The sequence below is a fragment of the Actinomadura latina NBRC 106108 genome, from assembly GCF_001552195.1.
Classification (GTDB): domain Bacteria; phylum Actinomycetota; class Actinomycetes; order Streptosporangiales; family Streptosporangiaceae; genus Spirillospora; species Spirillospora latina.
In genome coordinates this window covers 1-21,237 of sequence record NZ_BCQS01000017.1, presented here as the reverse complement: position 1 = coordinate 21,237, position 21,237 = coordinate 1, and the positions used below count along the sequence as shown (strand labels likewise).

Below are 21,237 nucleotides of genomic sequence, written 5' to 3'. Positions count from 1 at the left end.
CCGCCGCACATCGCTCGCGCCCGAGAGGACAGAATCGGGTTCGGAACCGTGAGAGGGGCATCATGACCGCCGACCGCCGCTACGACCCTGCTCGCCCTTACGACGTCGTCCTGTTCGGCGCCACCGGCTTCACCGGCGCCCTGACCGCCGAGTACCTCGCCGAACACGCCGACTCCGGCACGCGCTGGGCCCTCGCCGGACGCAACCAGGCCAAGCTGGCGGCGGTCCGCGACCGGCTCGCCGAGATCGACCCGGCCTGCGCCGAGCTGCCGCTGCTGCACGCCGACACCACCGACGCCGCCTCGATCGACGCCATCGCCGAATCAGCGCGCGTCGTCATCACCACGGTCGGCCCCTACGTCAAGTACGGCGAGCCCTTGGTCGCGGCGTGCGCGCGCGCCGGAACCGACTACGTCGACATCACCGGAGAGCCCACGTTCGTCGACCGCATGTACGTGAAGTACCACCAGGAGGCCCTAAGCAGCGGAGCGCGGATCGTGCACGCCTGCGGGTTCGACTCGATCCCCCACGACCTCGGCGCCTACTTCACGGTCAAGCAGCTTCCCGAAGGCGTCCCGCTGCACGTCGAGGGCTTCGTGCGGGTCCGCGGGGCCGCGTCCGGCGGCACCCTGCACTCGGCGGTCGGCATCATCGGGGACGCCCCCGGCATGCTGCGCGCCGAGCGGGAGCGCCGCAGGCTGGAGGACCGGCCCGCCGGCCGCAAGGTGCGGATCTCGCGCGGCCCGGCGCCGAAGGCCCGCGTCGGGGACGGCTGGCCGCTGCCGCTGCCCACCATCGACCCGCAGATCGTCACCCGGTCGGCGGCGGCCCTCGACCGCTACGGCCCCGACTTCTCCTACGGCCACTACGTCGCGGTCAAGCACCTCCCGACCGCCGCCGCGCTGGCCACGGGCTTCGGCGCCCTGACCGCGCTCGCCGCGCTGCCGCCGACCCGGCGCCTCCTGCTGCGGATCAGCAGCCCCGGCGACGGGCCGTCGCGCGAGCGGCGCGACCGCAACTGGTTCAGCGTGAAGTTCGCCGGCGAGGGCGGCGGGAAGCGCGTCGTCACCGAGGTCGCGGGCGGCGACCCCGGCTACACCGAGACGGCGAAGATGCTGGCCGAGTCGGCGCTGTGCCTGGCCCACGACGACCTGCCCGAGACGTCCGGGCAGGTCACGACCGCGACGGCGATGGGCGACGCGCTGATCGACCGCCTCGTCAAGGCCGGGATGACCTTCCGGGTGCTCGACTCGAAGTGACGCCGCGGCGGCCGGGGACGGGGATGACGGCCTCGACGATCGTCCCGGCGCCCGGCCGGCTCTTCACCGCGACCCGCCCGCCGAGCAGCTCGGCGCGTTCCCGCATGCCGCGCAGCCCGTAGCAGTCGGGCCGGCGGCCCTGCGCGAGGACGTCCCGGACGGAGAACCCGGTCCCGTCGTCGGCGACCCGCAGCCGGACGCGGTCGAGGGAGTGCTCCAGCAGCAGGTCGACGCAGCTCGCGGACGCGTGCCGCAGGCTGTTCCCGACCGCCTCCTGCGCGATCCGGTACAGCGCGGTCTGCACGTGGTCGGGCAGCTCGTCCTCCAGCTCGCCCTCGATGGTCACCGTCACGTCGATCGCGCCGGACGGTCCCGGCCCGTCCCCGGCCTCCCGCGCGAGGGTGGCGAGGGCCGCCGACAGGCCCAGGTCGTCCAGGACGGGCGGCCGCAGCCCCCCGATCGCGGCGCGCGTCTCGGCGGCCGACAGCTCGCACAGCCGCCGCGCCATCATGATCTGCGCCAGCGCCTCCGGATGGTGCTCGGGCAGCGCCCGCTCGGCGGCCGACAGGTGGAAGCCGAGGCTGGCGAGCCGCTGCGCGATGCCGTCGTGGATCTCCCGGCTCAGCCGGGACCGCTCCGCCTCCTGCGCCTCGACGGCCCGCTCGGCGAACCGCTCCGCCGCGTGCTCGCGCTCGCGCGCGGTGCGCAGCCGGCGGCAGGACGACAGCACCGGCGCGAACAGCCCGGCGAGCGCGGTGACGAGCGCGAGGTCCTCCGGCGGCGCGGGCCCGGCGGACCGGACGTCCACGACCGCGATCACCCCGCCGTCGCCGTGCACGGGGATCGCGGCGCCGCGCCCGTCCGGGTGCGGGCGGGCCCTGCCGTGCGCGGCGACCCAGCCGGCGTCGCCCTCCCCCAGCGGGACGGGCGGCCCCGACCATTCGAGGGCGCGCTCCTCCTCGTCCAGGACGTACACGTCGCAGAACGTCAGCGCCCGCGCGGACCGGACGACGAGGCAGGCCAGCTCCTGCGCCATCCGGGGCAGCTCGCGGTCGGAGCAGGCGACGGCCGCGATGCGGACGAGCAGGTCGGTCCCGCGGTCGGCGAGCGACTCCAGCGGCGACGTCACCGGAACAGGCCCTCGCGCAGCGCGACCGCGATCGCCGCCGACCGGTCGGTCACCTCGAGCTTGCGGTAGAGGGCGCGCAGGTGGCTCTTCACGGTCTCCTCGCTCAGCACGAGCCGCGCCGCGATCGCCTTGTTCGACAGGCCGCCGACCAGCAGCGACAGCACCTCGCTCTCGCGCTGGGTGAGGCCCCGGTTGGCGCCCGGCCAGAACTCGCCGCGGGTCAGCCGCGCGGCCGTGACGGCCATCCGCCCGGCGAGCGTCGGGTCGACGACCGTCTCGCCGCGCGCGACCTCCTCCAGCCGCCGGACGAGCTCGGGGCCGTCCACCCGCTTGAGGAGGTAGCCGCCGGCCCCGGCGCGCAGCGCCTCGAAGACGTACTGCTCGTCGTCGTAGACCGACAGGAACACGACCCGCGTCTCCGGGACGCGCCCGGTGATCAGCCGGCACAGGTCGAGGCCGCTCTCCGGGCCCAGCCGGACGTCGAGCAGAACGACGTCCGGGCGGAGAGCGGTCACCAGCCGGGTCGCCTCGTCCCCCGTCCCCGCCTGGCCGACGACGCGCACCCGCCCGGAGAACCCGGCCAGCATCGCCTGCAGCCCGGCGAGGATCATCTCGTGGTCGTCGACCAGGACGACGCGTACGGGGACACTCATCCCGGCACGATAACAACCGGAAGCTACTCATCAGTAGCCCCGGTGCGGAGGGCGCCTCCGCGTTTCACTCCCGCTCTCCCCCGATTGGGGGACGAACCCGACCGCGCATCCCCATACTCTCCTAGACGAAAATTGGTTTCCGCAGAACGGAGGAGCCAGGTGCCCCATCGGATCGTGCATATGCTCCGGGCGCGCGGGTCCGGCCGCCGCCCCGTCATGCTCGCCATCGCGGGGGACAGCGCCGCGGGCAAGACGACGCTGACCAGGGGGCTTGTGCAGTGTCTGGGGGCGGACCGGATGACCGCCGTCTGCGTGGACGACTACCACCGCTACGACCGCGCGGAACGGGCCGGCAAGCCGTTCACGGCGCTGCACCCCGACTGCAACCACATCGACATCATGGAGCAGCACCTCCAGCTGCTGTCGATGGGCGAGCCGATCCTGAAGCCCGTCTACGACCACTCGACCGGCGAGCTCGTCCGGCCGGAACTGGTCGAGCCCCGCGACTTCGTGATCGTCGAGGGCCTGCTGCCGCTGCACACCCGGATGGCGCGGGCCTGCTTCGACATCACCGTCTACCTCGACCCGCCGGAGCCGCTGCGCCACTCCTGGAAGGTGCGCCGCGACTGCGAGAAGCGCGGCTACAGCCCCGAGCAGGTCATGGCGGAGCTGGCGCGCCGCGAACCGGAGAGCGCCGCCTACATCCGCCCGCAGCGCAAGCACGCCGACATCGTCGTCCGGTTCGCCCCGGTCGCCGAGCGCCTCGACCCGCCCGGCACGCCGCTGTCCGCCGAGCTGCTGCTGCGCCCCACGATCGACCACCCCGAACTCGTGGACGTCCTGGACGGCGGGCCCGGCGACACCGAGACCGCCATGCACCTGCGGCTGCACCGCGACACCGACGGACGCCCGGTCGACGCCCTGCACGTCCACGGCTACGTCTCGCCCGAGGAGTCCCAGGTCGTCAAGAAGGCCATCTGGGAACGGCTCGGCCCCCGCGCCGGGGCCGCGCTCCCCGACCCGGAGGCGCTCGGCAGGCTCGGCGACGCCGGCACCAGCGACCCGCTGGCGATCACTCAGCTGCTCCTGCTGTACCACCTGCTCGACGCCGACCACCGGCAGGCGGCATGAGCGCATAAGGCTCCGCATGCGCGCGGGGAGGCCCCGGGGCTTCGGACCTGTGCCCCGGGCCGCGCGCAGGCGGCCGCCGGGAGGGCGCCACGCGGGCGCGCCGGCGCCCTCCCGGCAACTTCGTCAGAGCTCGTGCCACGGAATGGTCGGACGGTCGGGCGCCACCACCGCCAGCGACTGCCCGCCCCGGACCTTCTCGCCCGGGAGGGACGTGAGCCGGAACCGGGCGTTGGGACGGTGCGACTCGCCGACCGCGAGCAGCGTGCTCCCCTGCCGGAGCAGGAAGATCGCGAGGTCGATGCGGGACCACTCGCCGGCGTCCTCGGGGACGTCCACGCGGTAGAGGGTGCCGTCGGTGTCGAGCGTGCTGGCGAGGTTGTGGTAGATCGCGGCGACGCCCGGGTTGCGGATCGCGACCGCCACCACCGCCGGATCGTCGATGTCGACCGGCTCGATGTCCGTGCTGACCAGGTTCAGCGCCTCGGTGATCTCGGCGCGGCGGCCGCCGTCGCGCAGCCCCGCCAGCAGATGGACGGGCGGCTCCCCGTTGCGCCGCAGGTAGGCGGACACGCCGAGCATGACCCGGACGGTCTCGTCGTCGGAACGTCCCACGATGAGGGCGGTCCGGGCACGTTCCAGGCACGCCCGCTCGTAGGCGGTGTCGTCGTTGGCGACCACGTCGTAGAGATCGGGGTCGGGGTTCTCGCCCTGCAGCTCCTCCGGCCAGAACAGCGCGACGACGGGCGTCTTCGCGAACGCGGGGTCGGCGCGCAGCTGGCCGATGATGGCCCGCATCGCCTCGCGCTCGTAGCCGACCACCACGACGTGGCCCCGCTTCTGCAACCGCGCCCGGCCCGTGGCCTTCATCATCCTGCCCTTCCCCATCCACAGCGTCAGCTCGGCGAACATCACCAGCCCGGCGGTGAGCCCGGCCACGATGATGATCACGCCGCCGATCCGGCCGCCGGCCGTGCTCGGGGACAGGTCCCCGTACCCGGTCGTCGTGCCGCTGACGACGAAGTACCAGACGTAGTCGACGGGGTTCTTGAGCTCGGCGCCGGGCTCCTCGAACACCGCGATCAGCAGCCACCCCAGCAGGAAGGCCGCGGCGAGCACCAGCGCGGGCATCCGCCAGGACCGCCCGGTGATCCGGTTCACCAGGCGCAACAGCACGATCGGCATCCGCGCAGCGTCGCAGCGAGCAAATCCCCACGTCAAGCCGGGAAACCCCGGAAACGCGGCCACGCCGTGCGACGCCCCTGGCCGGACACGGCCAACGGGACCCCGCCGCTCAGCGGGCCGGGCCGCGTTTCAGGACGCGGGACAGGGCCGCCGCCACCTCCTCCGACAGGCCGCCGTCGGACGGCCGGTCCGCGCCGGACGGCCGCTCGGCGCCGGAGTGCACCAGGTCGCCCGGACCGGTCTCCTCCCGGACGGCGGCGCGGGTGTGCCCGCAGTCGCGGCACTCGACCTCGCCCAGCCGGCACACCAGGGCCGCCGAGCCGCAGGCCGAGCAGCGGTCCAGGTCGTCCGCCCAGTCGTGGACGGCCTGGCAGCCGGGGCAGACCAGGACCTGGCGGTCCGCCCGGACCCCGCGCTTCCACGGGCTCGCGCCCCGCACGGGATCGGTCTGCCGCGCCCCGCAGCGGAAGCAGGGCATCACACCTCCAGAGGTGCGGGGACCGGTTCCGGCCATCCCTCTCGGTGGCCCGGAACCGGTCCGTTTCGCTCAGAGCCCGGCGAGCGCCTTGCGGTACTCGTCTATGTCACGTGCGTCCGGGATCGCGTTCACGACCTTCCACCGGACCACGCCCTCGGTGTCGATGACGAAGGTGCCGCGAAGCGCCAGCCCCTTCGCCTCGTCGAAAACGCCGTAGCGCCGCGCGGTCCCGCCGTGCGGCCAGAAGTCGGCCAGCAGCGGGAACCAGAACTTCTCCTGATCGGACCAGGCGCGCAGCGCGAACATCGAGTCGACCGAGACGGCGAGCAACCGCACGTCGCCCTCGTCGCCGGCCACGTCCTGGAACTCGTCCCTCAGCCGGGACAGCTCCCCCGTGCACACGCCGCTGAACGCCAGCGGATAGAACACGAGGACGACCTTCTTCTCACCGCGGAGGCCCGACAGCCGCACCGGCGTGCCGTGCTGGTCCCGCAGTTCGAAGTCCGGCGCCTCGTCGCCCACGTCGACGCCGCCCGAATTGTCGCCCGTGTTGACGGCCAAGTCGCGTACCGTCCCCCGCTACTTGCGGACCTTGGGCGCGACCAGCCGCGTGCCTGACCACTCCCTGGCGGCGCTGATGCTGCTGGTCTGCGAGAGCCCGGCCGTCTGCGCGGCCTCCCCGATGTCGCTCGGCTCCACGTGCCCGTCCCGGCCCGCCTTGGGCGTCAGCAGCCAGATGGTGCCGCCGCCGGTGAGCGGGATCATCGCGTCGGTCAGGTCTTCGAACAGGTCCCCGTCCTCCTCGCGCCACCACAGCAGCACGATGTCGACGACGTCCTCGTAGTCCTCGTCGACCAGTTCGTTCCCCGTGAGTTCCTCGACGGAGCGACGAAGCTCCTCGTCCACGTCGTCGTCGAAGCCGATCTCCTGCACCACCTGGCCCGCCTTAAGGCCGAGCCGTTCGGCCAGGCTGCGCTCAGACTGCGCCTGACCCGCGGTCGCGCTCACGAAAGTCCTCCCATTGTCGTCAGTCCGCACGGTGCCGTGCTCTGTCGTTCCCCAGCCCCCCGGGATGGGCGGCCGCCCGCACCTGTGCGGTGTTTGCGGGACAGTCCACACAAGTGAGGGCCTCTAGCGCAAGTGTCTTCCGGCCTTTTTGCCGCCCTCATTGGCCGGATTCCTCGTTTCACCCCCGCCTCGCGCGGGGTGGCGGCCTCCTGCACGCCCCGATTCGCTCCGCTCATCCCCGGATGAAGGACAACCGGACCTGGCGATCGGGGTTGTCCACGTTGAGGTCGACGAGGGCGACCGACTGCCAGGTGCCGAGGGCGAGGCGCCCGCCCACGACCGGGAGGGTCGCGAACGGCGGGACGAGGGCGGGCATCACGTGCGACCGCCCGTGCCCCCGGGAACCGTGCGCGTGCCGCCAGCGGTCGTCCGCCGGCAGCAGGTCGCGCAGCGCGGCCAGCAGGTCGTCGTCGCTGCCGGAGCCCAGTTCGAGGATCGCCACGCCGGCGGTCGCGTGCGGGACGAAGACGTGCAGCAGCCCGTCGCCGCCCGCCGACGCGGCGAACCGCTCGCATTCGGCCGTGATGTCGTGCACGGCCTCGCTCGTACCGTGGCCACCCGGACCACGGTGCTCTCCATGATCCCGTGTCTACCCCATCCGCGGCACCGGACGCGCCCGCGCCCGCACGGATCTCCTCGCGGTACGGCTCTCCCAGCGGCTCCCTCAGTGCGGGATATGCTCCCGGGACTCGATCACCGCGTCCGGCCCCGGATAGACGAGCGTCTCGTGGCCGTCCTCGAACCTGACCAGGAACGGCGGGCCGCCGTCCCTGCCCCGTACCTCGATGATCTCGCCGGTCCGGTCCGGCTGCCCCACGACGTTGCCATGGACGTGCAGCCGGTCCCCGATCTGTCCGTTCATCTCTTCTCCCAAGCTCGTTCGTCCGCCACCGGGACGGACCGTGCCGGGTATCTGGCGGGTCGTTCCCCCCAGCCTCAAACGTCCCCGCACCCCGTCGAGGGCAATCCCCCCGGGACGGGAAAAAGGCGTCCTCGCGGAGGGTGGTACCCCGGTTGACCGGGGCGAATGGTTACCGGTTGGTAGAGATGCGTTAGCCGTCATAAACGGCGACGATGGGATCACCAGACGAGCCACCGACAGTCTGCCGGGGACCGGTGGCCTCCCGTGCGGCGGCCACCGGTCTCACCAGCAAAGACGGTAAGGACAGAGGGGACCCCGTGGCTTCCGGACGTCAACGCTTTTCGATCATCAGCGACGGCCTGCCGAGCCAGCTGCCCGACATCAACCCGGACGAAACCCGGGAATGGCTGGAATCGCTGGACACGGTCATCAAGACCGAGGGCCGCGGCAGGGCGCGGTACGTGATGCTCCGCCTCCTGGAGAGGGCCCGCGAGCTGCAGGTCGGAGTGCCCGGCCTGCGCAGCACCGACTTCATCAACACCATCCCGCCGGAGCACGAGCCCTGGTTCCCCGGCGACGAGCACGTGGAGCGGCGCATCCGCGCCTACATCCGGTGGAACGCCGCGATCATGGTGTCGCGCGCCAACCGCCCCGAACTCGGCGTCGGCGGCCACATCGCCACCTACGCCTCCGCCGCGTCTCTGTACGAGGTCGGCTTCAACCACTTCTTCCGCGGCAAGGACCACGGCGAGTCCGGCGACCAGGTGTTCATCCAGGGGCACGCGGCGCCCGGCATCTACGCCCGCGCCTTCCTGGAGGGACGCCTCCCCGAGGAGAAGCTGGACGGGTTCCGGCAGGAGCAGTCGCACCCCGGCGGCGGCCTGTCGTCCTACCCGCACCCGCGGCTCATGCCGGGCTTCTGGGAGTTCCCCACGGTGTCCATGGGGCTGACCGCGATCAACTCGGTGTACCAGGCGCGGTTCAACCGTTACCTGTACAACCGCAAGATCAAGGACACGTCCCGCTCGCACGTGTGGGCGTTCCTCGGCGACGGCGAGATGGGCGAGCCGGAGTCGCTCGGCGCGATCGGCCTCGCCGCCCGCGAGGAGCTCGACAACCTCACCTTCGTCGTCAACTGCAACCTCCAGCAGCTGGACGGCCCGGTACGCGGCAACGGCAAGATCATCCAGGAGCTGGAGTCGTTCTTCCGCGGCGCCGGCTGGAACGTGATCAAGGTCATCTGGGGCCGCGACTGGGACCCGCTGCTCGCCCAGGACGTCGACGGCGTGCTGGTCAACCAGATGAACACCACCCCGGACGGGCAGTTCCAGACGTTCTCCGTCGAGTCCGGCGAGTACATCCGGGAGAAGTTCTTCGGCGCCGACCCGCGGCTGCGCAAGATCGTCCAGCATCTGCCGGACGACGACCTGCGCAAGCTGTCGCGCGGCGGCCACGACTACCGCAAGGTCTACGCGGCGTTCAAGGCGGCCCGCGAGCACGTCGGGCAGCCGACGGTGATCCTCGCCCACACCATCAAGGGCTGGACGCTCGGCTCCGACTTCGAGGCCCGCAACGCCACCCACCAGATGAAGAAGCTCACCAAGGCCGAGCTGAAGGAGTTCCGGGACCGGCTCTACCTGGACATCCCCGACTCGGCGCTGGAGCAGCCGCTGCCGCCCTACTACCATCCGGGCGAGGACTCCGACGAGATCCAGTACATGCGCGAGCGGCGCGCCGCGCTCGGCGGGTTCCTGCCGAAGCGGGACGTGCGGTCCAAGCCGCTCAAACTGCCCGGCGACCCGGTCTACGCCGAGATGAAGAAGGGCTCGGGCAAGCAGAACGTCGCCACGACCATGGCGTTCGTCCGGCTGCTCAAGGACCTGATCAAGGACGAGAACATCGGCGCCCGGTTCGTGCCGATCGCCCCGGACGAGTACCGCACGTTCGGCATGGACTCGCTGTTCCCCACGTCCAAGATCTACTCTCCGCACGGGCAGACCTACGACGCGGTGGACCGCAAGCTGCTGCTGTCGTACAAGGAGTCCGAGAGCGGCCAGATGCTGCACGAGGGCATCAGCGAGGCCGGCTCGATGGCGTCCGCGATCGCCGCGGGCACGGCCTATGCCACGCACGGCGAGCACATGATCCCGGTGTACATCTTCTACTCGATGTTCGGGTTCCAGCGGACCGGCGACCAGATGTGGGCGTTCGGCGACCAGATGGGCCGCGGGTTCCTCCTCGGCGCCACCGCCGGGCGCACCACACTCACCGGTGAGGGCCTGCAGCACGCCGACGGCCACTCCCCCCTGCTCGCGGCGTCCAACCCCGCCTGCGTCCACTACGACGCGGCGTGGGCGTTCGAGCTGGGCCACATCGTGCGGGACGCGCTGCGCCGCATGTACGGGTCGTCCGAGGAGCACCCGGGCGGCGAGGACGTCTTCTACTACCTCACCGTCTACAACGAGCCGTACCAGCAGCCCGCCGAGCCGGCGGACCTCGACGTCGACGGCCTCCTCAAGGGCCTGTACCGGTACAGGGCCGCCTCCGGGGCGTCCGGCAACGGGGAGGCGCCGCGCGCGCAGATCCTCGCGTCGGGCGTCGGCGGCCGGTGGGCGCTGGAGGCGCAGCGCCTCCTCGCCGAGGACTGGGGCGTCGCCGCCGACGTGTGGTCGGCCACCTCGTGGAACGAACTGGCCCGCGAGGCCCGCGCGTGCGACGAGTGGAACATGCTGAACCCGGACGCCGAGCAGCGCGTCCCGTACGTCACCCGGACGCTCGACAACGTCGCCGGGCCGATCGTCGCGGTATCGGACTACACCCGGGCCGTACCCGACCAGATCGCCCCGTGGGTGCACACGGACTTCACCGCGCTCGGCACCGACGGGTTCGGCTTCTCCGACACCCGCGCCGCCGCCCGCCGGTTCTTCCACGTGGACGCCGCGTCGATCGTCCTCGCGGTGCTGACCCGGCTCGCCCGCCACGGCGAGGTCAAGCCGGAGACGCTCCCGCAGGCGATCGAGCGCTACCGCCTGAACGCGTCCGTCAGCGACGTCTTCGCGGGCGGCGTGGGCAGCGCCGAGAGCAACACGGGCGGAGACGCCTGACCAGGGATGACGCGGTGATTGCGGAGGTGTAGGCCGCAATGACCGGAAGGGCCCCGAGGTTCGCCTCGGGGCCCTTCGTGCTCCCAGGTCAGCCGGCCGGGGGCCTGAAGACGCCGAAGGTGTTGCCGGACGTGTCCTGGAGGTAGGCGAACGTGAGGCCGTTGCCCGTGGTCAGGGCGGGCATGGCGACCTTGCCGCCGTGCTTCACCGTCCGCTCGCAGACGGCCTCCACGTCCTCGACCAGGACGAAGAACATCGCGTGATTGCGGGAGGGGTCCGGCTCGTGCGAGATGCCGCCGCTCGGCGCGTCGGCCCCGGGGTAGCTCACCAGGTCGTAGCCGTCGGCGTCCGGGTCGAGTGCGAACTGCCAGCCGAACATGTCGCCGTAGAAGCGGCGGGCCTCCTCCGGCGCGTCGGTGCCCACCTGGAACCACGCCACGGTGTTGAACGCGGGAACACTCATTGATCTCCTCCTTCGAACGCTGCTGGCACCAGCGTCCCGGAGCTTCGCGACAACCCCCTGTCGGTGTTTGCCAGGAGAATTCCACACGGCGAGTGGAACCGCGCCCACACGATGGTGCGGTCGCCGTCCGTCCGGAACCCCCAGGCCTCCGCCAGGGCCTCCACGATCCGTAGCCCGCGCCCGCCCTCGGCCCCGGTCTCCGCCTCGACCCGCGGCCGTCCGCCGCCCGCGCCGTCGTCGGCGACCTCCAGCAGGTAGAAGTCCCCTCCGCCGAGCAGGCTGACCGTCACCCGGCCGCCCTTGCCCGAGGCCGTATGGGCGATTGCGTTGGAGACGGTCTCGCTGCCGACCGTGACCAGGTCGTCCAGCGCGGGATGCCCCGGAGGCAGCAGGTCGCGCAGGAACCGCCGCGCGAACCCCACCGACCGCCGGACGCCGGGCAGCGTGAGCGTGCCGAGCACGACCATCCCGGCGCTCATCACCCCGCCGTCCACGACACACCGCGCCGGGCCGCCGGCGTCCTTCTCGTCTCGGGCGCTCCCATTCCTGCGCCTCCCTTCGATTCGGAATCGCCCGCCACATTCGCCGCCCGAAGCCCTCGTGTCGCCCGCCCTGAACGTTTCCCGGCTGAACGTTCAATCCGCCGCGATTCCGTGTACGAGCAACCACGCTCGGTGACACGCTGGAGAGATGCCTTCCGGGAACGCCCCCACCGTTCGCCAGCGCCGGATCGGCTCGGCGCTCCGCAAAGCACGCGACCACCACAACCTGACCGTCGCCACCGTCGCCCGCCGCTTCGGCCGCTCGCAGGGCTGGATGAGCATGGTCGAGAACGGCCTCCAGACCATCGCCCCCGACGAACTCGCCGACCTCCTCGACTTCTACGGCATCGAGGACGGCCCCCTCCGCGAATCCCTCCTCCACCTCGCCACCCACAAACCCGGCACATGGAAGCGGGCCTACGAGTACCGGATCTCCGCCGCTGCCCTGGACCTGGCCAGCCTTGAAGAGGACGCCGCCGAGATCCGCAACTTCGAGCCCAGCATCGTCCCGGGACTCCTTCAAGTCCCTGAGTACACGAAGAAGCTCATCTCCGTCGGCCCTGCGAAGCAGCCGCGCAACGCAAAGACACTGGTCGATTTCCGGCTATCCCGCCAGCGAGTGCTGAACCGTCCCGACCCACCCCGCTATATGCCGATCATCGCGGAGGCGGTCCTCCACAACCAGGTCGGCGGTGATCCCGCGATCCTGCGCACACAAAATCGTCGGCTGGCCGAAGTCGCCCCGCTCGATCACGTGGACCTCCGCGTACTCCCCAGCACTGCCAGCGAGTATCTCTGGTTCGGCAGCCCGCACCTTCTCATCTCTCTGCGCCCGCCCGGACGCCTAACTGTGTCCGTCGTCGATCAGTACGCCCAGAACCTCTTCGTTGAGGATGAGGAGAAGGTCGCAGCCCACGAGGAGACCTTCGAACTGCTGCTCTCGGCAGCCCTGAGCAGAACCGCTTCGCTGAAGCTCATGGACGAGATAGCGTCGCAATCATGAGGGCCCCCGAACTGACCCAGTCCATCTGGCGCAAGAGTAGCTACAGCGGCGGCAACGAAGGCAACTGCGTTGAGATCGCCGACCTCAACGACCGCGTCGGCATCCGCGACAGCAAGAACCCCACCGCCCCACACTTGACCGTTACCCGTCAGGGCTTCGCCGCCCTCCTCACCCACTTGACGTCCCAGCCGTGACCACCCCGCCCCACTGGCGCAAGAGCACCCACAGCGGCGGCAACGAAGGCGAGTGCGTCGAGATCGCCCACTTGGACGGCCGCATCGGCATCCGCGACAGCAAGGACCCCGCCGCAGGACATCTCACACTCACCCGCTCGAGCTTCGCCGACCTCCTCACTCACCTCCGTCCACGAACCCCGGCCGGGTCGACACTCGTTCACTTGCGGCGTGTTGCCCCTATGAGCGCGCCGGAAAGGGCAACACGCCGCAAGTGAACGCACCCGGTGCTGGCCTGTCCAGCGCTTGCGCTGATCGTCCCGCGTAGAGCACCGCGGCTGGGCTACCCAGCTCTATGCGCCGTTCGACGTCAGTCAGGCAGCGCCACGGTGAGATCCACCTCGACGAGTTGTCCGGGAAAGCCCAGCTGGGCAACGCCGAGGAGCGTGCTGGCGGTGGTGAACGCCGCCCCCAGGGCGGACTCGGTGAGCCGACGCCATGCGGCTGCGAGATGTTCCCGTTCGTCGCTCCGCACGTAGATCACTGACCGCACCACGTGTGGCGGCCGGGCACCCGCCGCTGCCAGGGCAGTGAGGGCGTTCGCGACGACCTGGTCGACCTGCGTCTCAAGGGAACCGGCACCGACGAGGTCACCGTTCCGATCAAGCGGGCATTGTCCCGCCAGGTAGGCCGTACGCCCTGCCTCCACCACCGTGACGTGGTGGTAGCCGGGCGTCTCATGCAGCTGCTCGGGGTTGATTCGGGTGATCTTCTCGGTCATGTCCGCGAGTCTGCCTAGCGCGGTGCCGGCACGCACCCCCTGGGGCTGTCCGCCGCCGGCGGAAACCCAGGTGGCCTCAACACATCTTCCGGGTAGTGTCGGGCGGTGCCCGAGCTGGAGCGGCTGCATGCCGGCCATGCCCCGGCGGTCCTGGCCTTCGAGCTGGTGAACCGCGCCTACTTCGCCGCCTCGGTCTCCGACCGCGGTGACGAGTTCTTCGACCAGTTCACCGAACTGTACAGCGCCCTGCTGGCTGAGCAAGAGGCCGGAAAGAGCGCCTTCTACGTGCTCGTCGCCGAGGATGGCTCGGTTCTGGGCCGGTTCAACCTGTACCGCTTCGGGGACGGCACTGCTGAACTCGGTTACCGGGTCGCGCAGCACGTCACCGGACGTGGCGTGGCGACCGCGGCCGTCCGGGAACTGTGCCGGCTGGCGGTGGCGCGGCACGGGCTGCGCACGCTGCGTGCGGCCGCCTCCCGCAACAATGCCGCGTCTCAGAGGGTGCTGACCAAGGCCGGGTTCGTCCCGGTCGGCCCGGCGGACCCGGCCGACCTCGGCGGTAAGCCGGGAACCTGGTATCGGCACGACCACGTTCGTCTGGGACGCCACCGCCACCGCGAGCCGGTCGTCCAGCACCTTGACCATGCCGCTCTCGTTGTAGTTCCGGACGATCCGGAGAGAGGAGATCTGGGTGCGCGGGATGCGGAGGTCGAAGAACGCCCCGTACCGGACGCGCAGTTCCTCGTCCGACAGCACGGGCGGCCGGGTGACGCACGCCGCGATGACCGCCGGCACGACCAGGATCGAGTACAGGTCGATCACCAGGAAGGCCGCACGCAGCCCCTCGGGCGCGTCGATGGCCCGCAGCAGCAGTTCCACGCCCACGATCTCGACGACCATCGCGAAGAGGAAACCCGCCTGGAGGGCGAGCTGGGCGCCCGAGTACGTTACGCCGACCGCGCCCGGCGGCACCCCGTGCCGGCGCCGCGCGACGAGCAGCGCCAGGCTGACCATGCCCTTCGCATCGAACGCCATGATCCTGCGCAGCTTCGCGGGCAGCAGGAGTCCGACGCTCCGGAGCGCCGCCACGAACAGCGCTGCGCGGGCTGCCCTCGCGGCAGGTCTCGCAGGACATCCGCCATCTCGGGCGAGACGGCCGAATCGGGCCGTAGCTCCGCCTCTTCCAGCAGCGCGGCGAGCCGGGCCCGCCGCGCCCCGATGGCCTCCTGCTGCCGGGCCAGGCCGGCGTCGAGTTCGAGCAGCACCTCGCGCAGGTCGCGCCCGCGCTCATCGGTGAGGACGTCCCACGTGGGATCCCGTGGACGTCATGGCCGTGCTCTCCCAGATCGCCCACACCTGGCTCGACCAGGCCGAACTGGCCGCCGTCGCCCGCCGCGCCACCGCCGATCCCACCCTGGCCGCCCGCCGCGCCGCCGTCATCCGCGCCGTCACCGCGCTCTTCCCGCCGAAGCGCCGCTCCTGACCGCCCCGGCCGCCCATGCCGCCGAACGGGTCGCGGGGCCGGTCGCCGCTCCGTGCCCCATGCGGCTCACCGCGGCTGCCGGTCTCCAGGCGGCATCGCCGCCAAACTCATCACGCGGCATCAGGCCCGTCCGCCCAGGGGCCTGCGGTGCGCGCGGACCTTCCGGTGACTGATCCGCCAGCCCCGCGGGGTGCGGACGACGGTGTCCTCGTACGTCACGCTCCCGGTGGTCCCGTCGGCGTTGACGCCGAGCCCCTTGGACCGCGCGTGCACCCGGTCGTCGGCGACCTCGGCGAGGACGACGTTGGTGACGTGATGGCCGACCGGGTTGAGCTCTCCCAGCGCACGCCCCGCGGCTGCGCAGGCCGCGACGCCCAGCAGGGGCTCCTGCCCGAAGTCGGAGACGTCGTAGACGACGTCGGGAGTGAAGAGCTCGCCCAGCCGGTCCAGTTCCCCGCTGTCGCACAGGTGGCCGTGCATCGAGATCAGCTCGGTGATCGCGGTGCGGTCGTCGGCGGTGAACGCCATCGCTCCTCCTGGAGGCGGGCCGGCGGGCGCGGCCTCGCCGGGAACGAAACGGGGATCTCCCCGGTCATCGACCCCGCTAAGCTAAGCGGGGACATCCCCGTTCAGCAACCAGGGAGCCCGGATGACGACCGCCTTCGGACGCCCGCGCCGCGCGGACGCCGAGCGGAACGCCCGGCTGCTGCTCGCGGCGGCCAGGGCCCTGTTCGACGAGCGCGGCCCGGACGTCGCCCTGGACGAGGTGGCCAGGCGGGCGGGCGTCGGCAACGCGACCCTCTACCGGCACTACCCGACCCGCGGTGACCTGCTCGTGGCGGTCTACGCCGACGAGGTCGCCGCGCTCTGCGACCGGGGCGCCGCCCTGCTGCGGGAAGCGGCGCCCGGGGAGGCGCTCTTCGACTGGCTGGAAGCCTTCGCCGTCCACGTGGCGACCAGGCGCACGCTGGCCTTCGCCGGCACCGACGGCGATGCCGAGCGGCGCACCGCGCTGTTCCACCACTGGCACGCCTCGATGACCTCGACGGCGGAGGCGCTTCTCGCCAGAGCCCGGGAGGCGGGCGCCGTCCGCGCCGACGTCACCGTGGCCGAGGTGCTGACGCTCGCGAACGCCGCCGCCCTCGCGGACACCGACGCCGGCCGGGTGCGTCGCCTGCTCACGATCATTCGCCACGGGCTCGACGGGCCGGGAGCGTCCGGCTGAGCCGGAACGGCGCGTGTGGAAAGGCAAGCTCCGGGCGCGCCCCAACCGATGACGGGAACCAGCTTCGGAAAGGGCGGCGACTGCCCTGGAGGTTCTAGACGAACTCCAGGGGGCGGACGACGTAGTCGGACGGGATGTCGTCGTGCATGGCCTCGGTGGAGCGGTCGGGGGCGGTTTCCTCCAGCAGGGCCGCGCGGCGGACGCGGTCGGTGCGGAACACGCGGCAGCCGCCCCGCAGCCGGCACCAGGCCGTCAGGTACCAGCCCTTTCCGGACGCGGTGAAGGTGACGGGCTCGACGTCGCGCTCGGTCTCGGTGCCCGTCCGGTCGACGTAGGTGAGGCGGACCACCCGGCGGGCCAGGACGGCCTCCTCCAGCACGGCCGGCACGGACGCCCGGTCGTCGTTCTCGGCGGGGGCCAGGAAACGGATGCGGGCGGCCAGTTCGCGGGCCGAGGCGCCGTCGTCCGCCGACATCGCGGCGACGATCTTGTGCAGGGCGGTGCGGGCGGACCGGGAGTACGGTGAGCCGCCCGCCCGGGACAGCGTGATCGCGACCGCGACGGCCTCGGCGGGGGTGAAGTTCAGCGGCGGCAGCGTCCGGCTCTTGTCGAGGGTGTAGCCGCCGCCCCGGCCGACGTCCGCGAAGATCGGCACGCCGGCCTGCTGGAGCGCGCCGATGTCGCGCTCGATCGTGCGGACGCTCACCTCGTACCGCGCGGCCAGTTCGCGCGCGGCGAGCCGGCGCGGCGCGCAGGCGCGCAGTTCCTCCACGAGGGCGTACAAGCGGTCGGTCCGGTTCACGCGGCGACCGTACGCGCGGGCTCCGACATTTCCGGGCTACGTACCGAAGGTGCGCCTTCCCGTTGGCACCGACTGCTGAGTCTCGGAGTGTCAGAGGGCGCGGAGGAAGGCGAGCATCGCTTCGTTGACCTCGGCGGGGCGCTCCTGCTGCGTCCAGTGGCCGCATCCGGACAGCCAGACGGTGTCGCGGAGGTTCGGCACGAAGTCGGCCATGGAGTCGATCACGTTCCGGGCGCCGGCGGCGACGACGTCGCGGTCACCGGCGATGTACAGCGCGGGCGGGCCGATGGGGGCGCGGTGCCAGGCGGCGGTGAGCTCCCAGTTGCGGTCCAGGTTGCGGTACCAGTTGACCGGCCCGGTGAAGCCGCTGTCCGCGTACTCCTCGACGTAGGTCGCGATGTCGGCGCCGGTGAGCCAGCCGGGCAGCTTCTCCGGCTCGGGGAGCACGTCGAGGAACGCGCCGCCCTCGGGGGCGACCAGCGCCGGGGCGGGTCCGTCACCGGACATCCCGTACAGCATCCGGCGGAAGGTGGCCGCCCGGTCGCGGTCGAGGTCGGCCTCCGGGGCGTCCGGCTGCTGGAAGCGCACCATGTAGAACCCGTCGCCGAACAGGCGGCGCATGGACTCGACCGGGGGCCGGCTGGAACGCGGACGGTGCGGGACCGACATGCCGATCACCCCGCGCACCTTGTCCGGGCGCATCTGCGCGACGGCCCACGCGACCGGCGCTCCCCAGTCGTGGCCGGCGACGACGGCCCGGTCCGCGCCGAGCGCGCCGATGAGCCCGACCGCGTCCCCCGCGAGGTGCAGGATCGTGTACTGGCCGGCCTCGGCGGGGCCGCCGGTGCGGGCATAGCCGCGCTGGTCGGGCGCGACGGCGTGGAACCCGGCCTCGGCGAGCGCGGTGAGCTGGTGGCGCCAGGAGTACCAGCATTCGGGGAAGCCGTGCAGGAGCAGCACGAGCGGTCCCTCGCCCGCCTCGGCGACGTGCATGCGCAGGCCGCTCTCCGACTGGACGAAGCGATGCGTGATCTCGGTCATCGATATCCCTCGCGGTGGGCGGGACCGTGCGAGCCAACGGTAGCCCCACCGATTCCAGTTCGGGCGGGGGGATGGCCGGAACGGCGCAGTGCCGTCCGGCCATACGGTTCAGGGGTGGATTGTGTGCCCGGGACACATGGGAGGGCGGGGCCCGGCTCCGTAGGTTCTGCCCATGACGAGCGTGAGCCCGCGGGCGGCCGCGGGGAGTTCGGGGACGCTGGATCTGGCGGGCCGCCGCGCCCTGGTCACCGGCGGTGCGGGCGGCATCGGCCGCGCGTGCGCGCGGCGGCTGGCGGCGGCGGGCGCCGAGGTGGTGGTGGCCGACCTGGACGGGGCGGCGGCGGAGCGGACGGCGGCCGAGATCGGCGGCGTCCCGCTGCTCGCCGACCTCGCGGAGGTGGACGCGCTCGGCGGGCTGGCGGCCGGCGTCGACATCCTGGTCAACAACGCGGGCATCCAGCATGTGGCGCCCGTCCACGAGTTCCCGCCGGAGATGTTCGCGCGGATCCTGCGGCTGATGGTGGAGGCGCCGTTCCGGCTGGTGCGGGACGCGCTGCCCGGCATGTACGAGCGGGGCTGGGGACGCATCGTCAACATCTCGTCCGTGCACGGGTTGCGGGCATCGCCGTACAAGTCGGCGTATGTGACGGCCAAGCACGGGCTTGAGGGCCTGTCCAAGGTGATCGCACTGGAGGGCGCCGCGCATGGCGTGACGTCCAACTGCGTTAATCCCGCCTATGTGCGGACGCCGCTGGTGGAGAGCCAGATCGCCGACCAGGCGCGCGCGCACGACATGCCTGAGGGCGAGGTCGTCGAGCGGGTGATGCTCGCGCACGCGGCCATGAAGCGGCTGATCGAGCCGGACGAGGTGGCCGAGCTGGTCGCTTACCTGTGCTCGTCCTCGGCTTCGATGGTGACCGGCGCGTCCCTCGCCCTCGACGGCGGCTGGACGGCCCATTGAGAATGGCCCGTATGTCCTGCGGCGTCTTCCTCGAACTGCTGGCCCGAGAGGCCTCCCCCGTCGAGTTCGAGGGTCCCCTCGTCCAGGCGCGGGCGGACGGCGCGCCGCCCGCCGTCCTGGAGGAGCTGGAGGCGGCCAAGCTGGCGGCGCTCCGGGTCCGGATGATCATGCGGCGGCACGCCCGGCGGGAGGCGGAGCTGGCGGCGCTGTTCGACACCGCGGGCGACCTCGCCGGGCTGCGCGACCTCGACGCGGTGCTGGAGGCGATCACCCGCCGCGCGCGGCGGCTGCTGAACGCCGACATCGCCTACCTGACGCTGAACGACGACGAGCGCGGCGACACCTACATGCGGGTGACGGACGGGTCGGTGTCGGCGGCGTTCCGGCGGCTGCGGCTGCCGATGGGCACCGGGCTCGTCGGCCTCGTCGCGCAGACCGCCATGCCGTACAACAGCGCCCACTACCTGGGGGACGGGCAGTTCCAGCACCGCGGTTACATCGACGACGCCGTCTCCGAGGAGGGCCTGGTCGCCATCCTCGGCGTGCCGATGCGGCTGGGCAGCCGCGTCATCGGCGTCCTGACGGCCGCGAACCGCAGCGAGCGTCCGTTCGACCAGGAAGAGGTGGCGCTGCTGGGGTCGCTGGCCGCGCACGCCGCGATCGCCATCGACAACGCGCGCCTCTTGGACGAGACCCGTACCGCTCTGGACGAGCTGAGCGCCGCCAACGAGGAGGTCAAGGCGCGCAGCGCGGCCGTAGAGCGGGCGGCGCGCGCGCACGACCGGATGACGGCCGTCGTCGTCCGGGGTGGTGGCGTTGAAGACGTCGGTGCGGTCGTGACCGAGTTGCTGGGCGGCACCCTTTTCGTCCTGGACGCGGACGGCCGCCAGCTCGCCACGACGGGCGCCGTGCCAGGCGCCCTTGGCGACGACGAACTGGCCGGGGTCTCGGCCTCGGCGCACTCTGCGCGCGCGCAGGGCCGGACGGTCAGGCGCGGCGATCTGTGGATCGCGTCGGTGTCGACCGGCGACGAGATGCTCGGCACGCTCGCGCTGCGCACCTCCGACGAGGTGGACGACGCCGACCAGCGGATCCTGGAGCGGGCCGCGCTCGTCACCGCGCTGCTGCTGCTGTTCCAGCGGAGCGTCACCGAGGCGGAGGGGCGGGTGCGCGGCGAGCTGCTGGACGACCTGCTGTCCGGCCGCCGGACGGGCGCGGAGGCGCTGACGGCCCGCGCCCGGCGTGTGGACGTCGACCTGAACGCCCCGCATGTCGTGCTGTGCGCGAAGTACGAGTCGCGCGAGCACCGGCAGCGGGCGGCGTTCTGGGCGTCGTCCTATGCGACCGTGGAGCACGGGCTCGCCGCCGACCGCGCGGAGGAGATCGTGCTGCTCCTGCCGGGCGACCGCCCGGGTGACGCTGCGCGCCGGGTCGCGAAGGAGCTGGGCGCCTCGCTGGGCGGGCCCGCGACGGTCGGCGCGGCCGGCCCGGTGAGCGGGCCGGCCGGCGTCGCGGCCGCGTACCGGGAGGCGCAGCGCTGCGCCGACGCGCTGCTGTCGCTCGGCCGCCGCGGGGACGGCGCCGGGGCGGCGGAACTCGGGTTCGTCGGCCTGCTGATCGGCGACGACCGGGACGTGACGGGCTTCCTCGCGAGCGCGCTCGGGCCCGTCCTCGACTACGACGAGCGGCGCGGCACGTCCCTCGTCCAGACCCTGGAGGCGTACTTCGGGACGGGCGGGAGCCTGTCGCGGACGGCGGAGCGCCTGCACATCCACGTGAACACCGTGAGCCAGCGCCTCGACCGCATCGCGCGCCTGCTCGGCGAGGACTGGCAGGCCCCGGAGCGCGCCCTGGAACTCCAGCTCGCCCTCCGCCTGCACCGCCTCTCACACTGAAA

General features: G+C 72.2%; 24 protein-coding genes and 1 pseudogene. 11 read left to right on the top strand and 14 right to left on the bottom strand.

The window, feature by feature from the left end; translation table 11 throughout:
* Positions 1 to 62: 62 nt before the first annotated feature.
* Positions 63 to 1,259 carry a saccharopine dehydrogenase family protein gene (locus AL2_RS21770; RefSeq protein ID WP_067636320.1) on the top strand — a complete coding sequence of 399 codons (1,197 nt, stop codon included), beginning with the start codon at positions 63 to 65 and terminating at the stop codon, positions 1,257 to 1,259.
* Here AL2_RS21770 and AL2_RS21765 read toward each other — a convergent pair.
* A complete protein-coding gene (locus tag AL2_RS21765; protein WP_067636318.1) occupies positions 1,219 to 2,388 on the bottom strand; it encodes a GAF domain-containing sensor histidine kinase in 1,170 nt (389 codons plus the stop codon). The two genes, AL2_RS21770 and AL2_RS21765, sit on opposite strands and share 41 nt — an antisense overlap.
* Positions 2,385 to 3,041 (bottom strand): response regulator, encoded by a 657-nt coding sequence (locus AL2_RS21760; protein ID WP_067636316.1) that lies wholly within the window; start codon positions 3,039 to 3,041, stop codon positions 2,385 to 2,387. The genes AL2_RS21765 and AL2_RS21760 overlap by 4 nt, the downstream gene beginning before the upstream one ends.
* A 180-nt stretch (positions 3,042 to 3,221) precedes the next feature.
* Between AL2_RS21760 and AL2_RS21755 the strand changes: the two genes are divergently transcribed.
* On the top strand, positions 3,222 to 4,172 hold the full coding sequence (locus AL2_RS21755; protein WP_083946762.1) for a phosphoribulokinase: 951 nt from the start codon (positions 3,222 to 3,224) through the stop codon (positions 4,170 to 4,172).
* A 123-nt stretch (positions 4,173 to 4,295) separates the two neighbouring features.
* On the opposite strand, the gene AL2_RS21750 is transcribed toward AL2_RS21755, so the two are convergent.
* The 6 genes from AL2_RS21750 to AL2_RS21725 all read right to left on the bottom strand — a co-directional run bounded on the left by AL2_RS21750 (position 4,296) and on the right by AL2_RS21725 (position 7,762).
* Positions 4,296 to 5,354 carry an ion channel gene (locus AL2_RS21750; RefSeq protein ID WP_067636312.1) on the bottom strand — a complete coding sequence of 353 codons (1,059 nt, stop codon included), beginning with the start codon at positions 5,352 to 5,354 and terminating at the stop codon, positions 4,296 to 4,298.
* Between the two features lie 109 nt (positions 5,355 to 5,463).
* Complete coding sequence (locus tag AL2_RS21745) at positions 5,464 to 5,832, bottom strand: hypothetical protein (RefSeq protein WP_067636310.1); 369 nt, start codon at positions 5,830 to 5,832, stop codon at positions 5,464 to 5,466.
* Positions 5,833 to 5,901: 69 nt separating this feature from the next.
* A complete protein-coding gene (locus tag AL2_RS21740; protein ID WP_067636308.1) occupies positions 5,902 to 6,393 on the bottom strand; it encodes a peroxiredoxin in 492 nt (163 codons plus the stop codon).
* Between the two features lie 18 nt (positions 6,394 to 6,411).
* The gene (locus tag AL2_RS21735; protein WP_067636306.1) at positions 6,412 to 6,840 is read right to left on the bottom strand and encodes a DUF3052 domain-containing protein; all 429 of its coding nucleotides are present in this window, start codon (positions 6,838 to 6,840) and stop codon (positions 6,412 to 6,414) included.
* A 232-nt stretch (positions 6,841 to 7,072) separates the two neighbouring features.
* Positions 7,073 to 7,435 carry a YjbQ family protein gene (locus AL2_RS21730; protein ID WP_067636304.1) on the bottom strand — a complete coding sequence of 121 codons (363 nt, stop codon included), beginning with the start codon at positions 7,433 to 7,435 and terminating at the stop codon, positions 7,073 to 7,075.
* Positions 7,436 to 7,564: 129 nt separating this feature from the next.
* On the bottom strand, positions 7,565 to 7,762 hold the full coding sequence (locus AL2_RS21725) for a DUF1918 domain-containing protein (protein ID WP_067636302.1): 198 nt from the start codon (positions 7,760 to 7,762) through the stop codon (positions 7,565 to 7,567).
* A 317-nt stretch (positions 7,763 to 8,079) separates the two neighbouring features.
* On the opposite strand from AL2_RS21725, the gene aceE reads away from it, so the two are divergent.
* A complete protein-coding gene (aceE, locus tag AL2_RS21720) occupies positions 8,080 to 10,866 on the top strand; it encodes a pyruvate dehydrogenase (acetyl-transferring), homodimeric type (protein WP_067636300.1) in 2,787 nt (928 codons plus the stop codon).
* An 88-nt stretch (positions 10,867 to 10,954) separates the two neighbouring features.
* On the opposite strand, the gene AL2_RS21715 is transcribed toward aceE, so the two are convergent.
* Positions 10,955 to 11,329: a VOC family protein gene (locus AL2_RS21715; protein WP_067636297.1), complete on the bottom strand. Its 375-nt coding sequence runs from the start codon at positions 11,327 to 11,329 to the stop codon at positions 10,955 to 10,957.
* Positions 11,326 to 11,823, bottom strand: a complete 498-nt coding sequence (locus AL2_RS21710; protein ID WP_067636295.1) for an ATP-binding protein — start codon at positions 11,821 to 11,823, stop codon at positions 11,326 to 11,328. Before AL2_RS21710 ends, AL2_RS21715 begins: the two co-directional genes overlap by 4 nt.
* Before the next feature lie 196 nt (positions 11,824 to 12,019).
* Here AL2_RS21710 and AL2_RS21705 point away from each other — a divergent pair, with 196 nt between their 5' ends.
* From AL2_RS21705 to AL2_RS36610, 3 genes are read left to right on the top strand one after another with little or no spacing between them, the layout of a single operon-like run.
* Positions 12,020 to 12,874, top strand: a complete 855-nt coding sequence (locus tag AL2_RS21705; protein ID WP_067636293.1) for a helix-turn-helix domain-containing protein — start codon at positions 12,020 to 12,022, stop codon at positions 12,872 to 12,874.
* Complete coding sequence (locus AL2_RS21700) at positions 12,871 to 13,068, top strand: DUF397 domain-containing protein (protein ID WP_067636291.1); 198 nt, start codon at positions 12,871 to 12,873, stop codon at positions 13,066 to 13,068. The genes AL2_RS21705 and AL2_RS21700 overlap by 4 nt, the downstream gene beginning before the upstream one ends.
* Positions 13,065 to 13,325: a DUF397 domain-containing protein gene (locus AL2_RS36610; RefSeq protein WP_083946761.1), complete on the top strand. Its 261-nt coding sequence runs from the start codon at positions 13,065 to 13,067 to the stop codon at positions 13,323 to 13,325. Before AL2_RS21700 ends, AL2_RS36610 begins: the two co-directional genes overlap by 4 nt.
* Positions 13,326 to 13,417: 92 nt before the next feature.
* Here the strand turns inward: AL2_RS36610 and AL2_RS40145 are convergent, their stop codons facing one another.
* Entirely contained in the window at positions 13,418 to 13,828 is a 411-nt protein-coding gene (locus AL2_RS40145; RefSeq protein WP_067636610.1) for a RidA family protein, read from the bottom strand.
* 105 nt (positions 13,829 to 13,933) lie between these two features.
* On the opposite strand from AL2_RS40145, the pseudogene AL2_RS40140 reads away from it, so the two are divergent.
* A pseudogene (locus AL2_RS40140) lies at positions 13,934 to 14,293 on the top strand (GNAT family N-acetyltransferase); the annotation flags it as partial.
* Between the two features lie 862 nt (positions 14,294 to 15,155).
* Positions 15,156 to 15,311 (top strand): hypothetical protein, encoded by a 156-nt coding sequence (locus AL2_RS39320; RefSeq protein ID WP_168444610.1) that lies wholly within the window; start codon positions 15,156 to 15,158, stop codon positions 15,309 to 15,311.
* Between the two features lie 120 nt (positions 15,312 to 15,431).
* Here the strand turns inward: AL2_RS39320 and AL2_RS21690 are convergent, their stop codons facing one another.
* On the bottom strand, positions 15,432 to 15,839 hold the full coding sequence (locus tag AL2_RS21690) for a nuclear transport factor 2 family protein (RefSeq protein ID WP_067636289.1): 408 nt from the start codon (positions 15,837 to 15,839) through the stop codon (positions 15,432 to 15,434).
* 121 nt (positions 15,840 to 15,960) lie between these two features.
* Between AL2_RS21690 and AL2_RS21685 the strand changes: the two genes are divergently transcribed.
* A complete protein-coding gene (locus AL2_RS21685) occupies positions 15,961 to 16,536 on the top strand; it encodes a TetR/AcrR family transcriptional regulator (protein ID WP_067636287.1) in 576 nt (191 codons plus the stop codon).
* A gap of 94 nt (positions 16,537 to 16,630) precedes the next feature.
* Here the strand turns inward: AL2_RS21685 and AL2_RS21680 are convergent, their stop codons facing one another.
* A complete protein-coding gene (locus tag AL2_RS21680; protein WP_067636285.1) occupies positions 16,631 to 17,338 on the bottom strand; it encodes a helix-turn-helix transcriptional regulator in 708 nt (235 codons plus the stop codon).
* Positions 17,339 to 17,428: 90 nt separating this feature from the next.
* A complete protein-coding gene (locus AL2_RS21675; RefSeq protein ID WP_067636283.1) occupies positions 17,429 to 18,379 on the bottom strand; it encodes an alpha/beta fold hydrolase in 951 nt (316 codons plus the stop codon).
* Between the two features lie 172 nt (positions 18,380 to 18,551).
* Here AL2_RS21675 and AL2_RS21670 point away from each other — a divergent pair, with 172 nt between their 5' ends.
* Together AL2_RS21670 and AL2_RS21665 are read left to right on the top strand one after the other, a co-directional pair.
* Positions 18,552 to 19,340, top strand: a complete 789-nt coding sequence (locus AL2_RS21670) for a 3-hydroxybutyrate dehydrogenase (protein ID WP_067636281.1) — start codon at positions 18,552 to 18,554, stop codon at positions 19,338 to 19,340.
* A gap of 11 nt (positions 19,341 to 19,351) precedes the next feature.
* Positions 19,352 to 21,235 (top strand): helix-turn-helix domain-containing protein, encoded by a 1,884-nt coding sequence (locus AL2_RS21665; RefSeq protein ID WP_245666808.1) that lies wholly within the window; start codon positions 19,352 to 19,354, stop codon positions 21,233 to 21,235.
* Positions 21,236 to 21,237 lie beyond the last annotated feature (2 nt).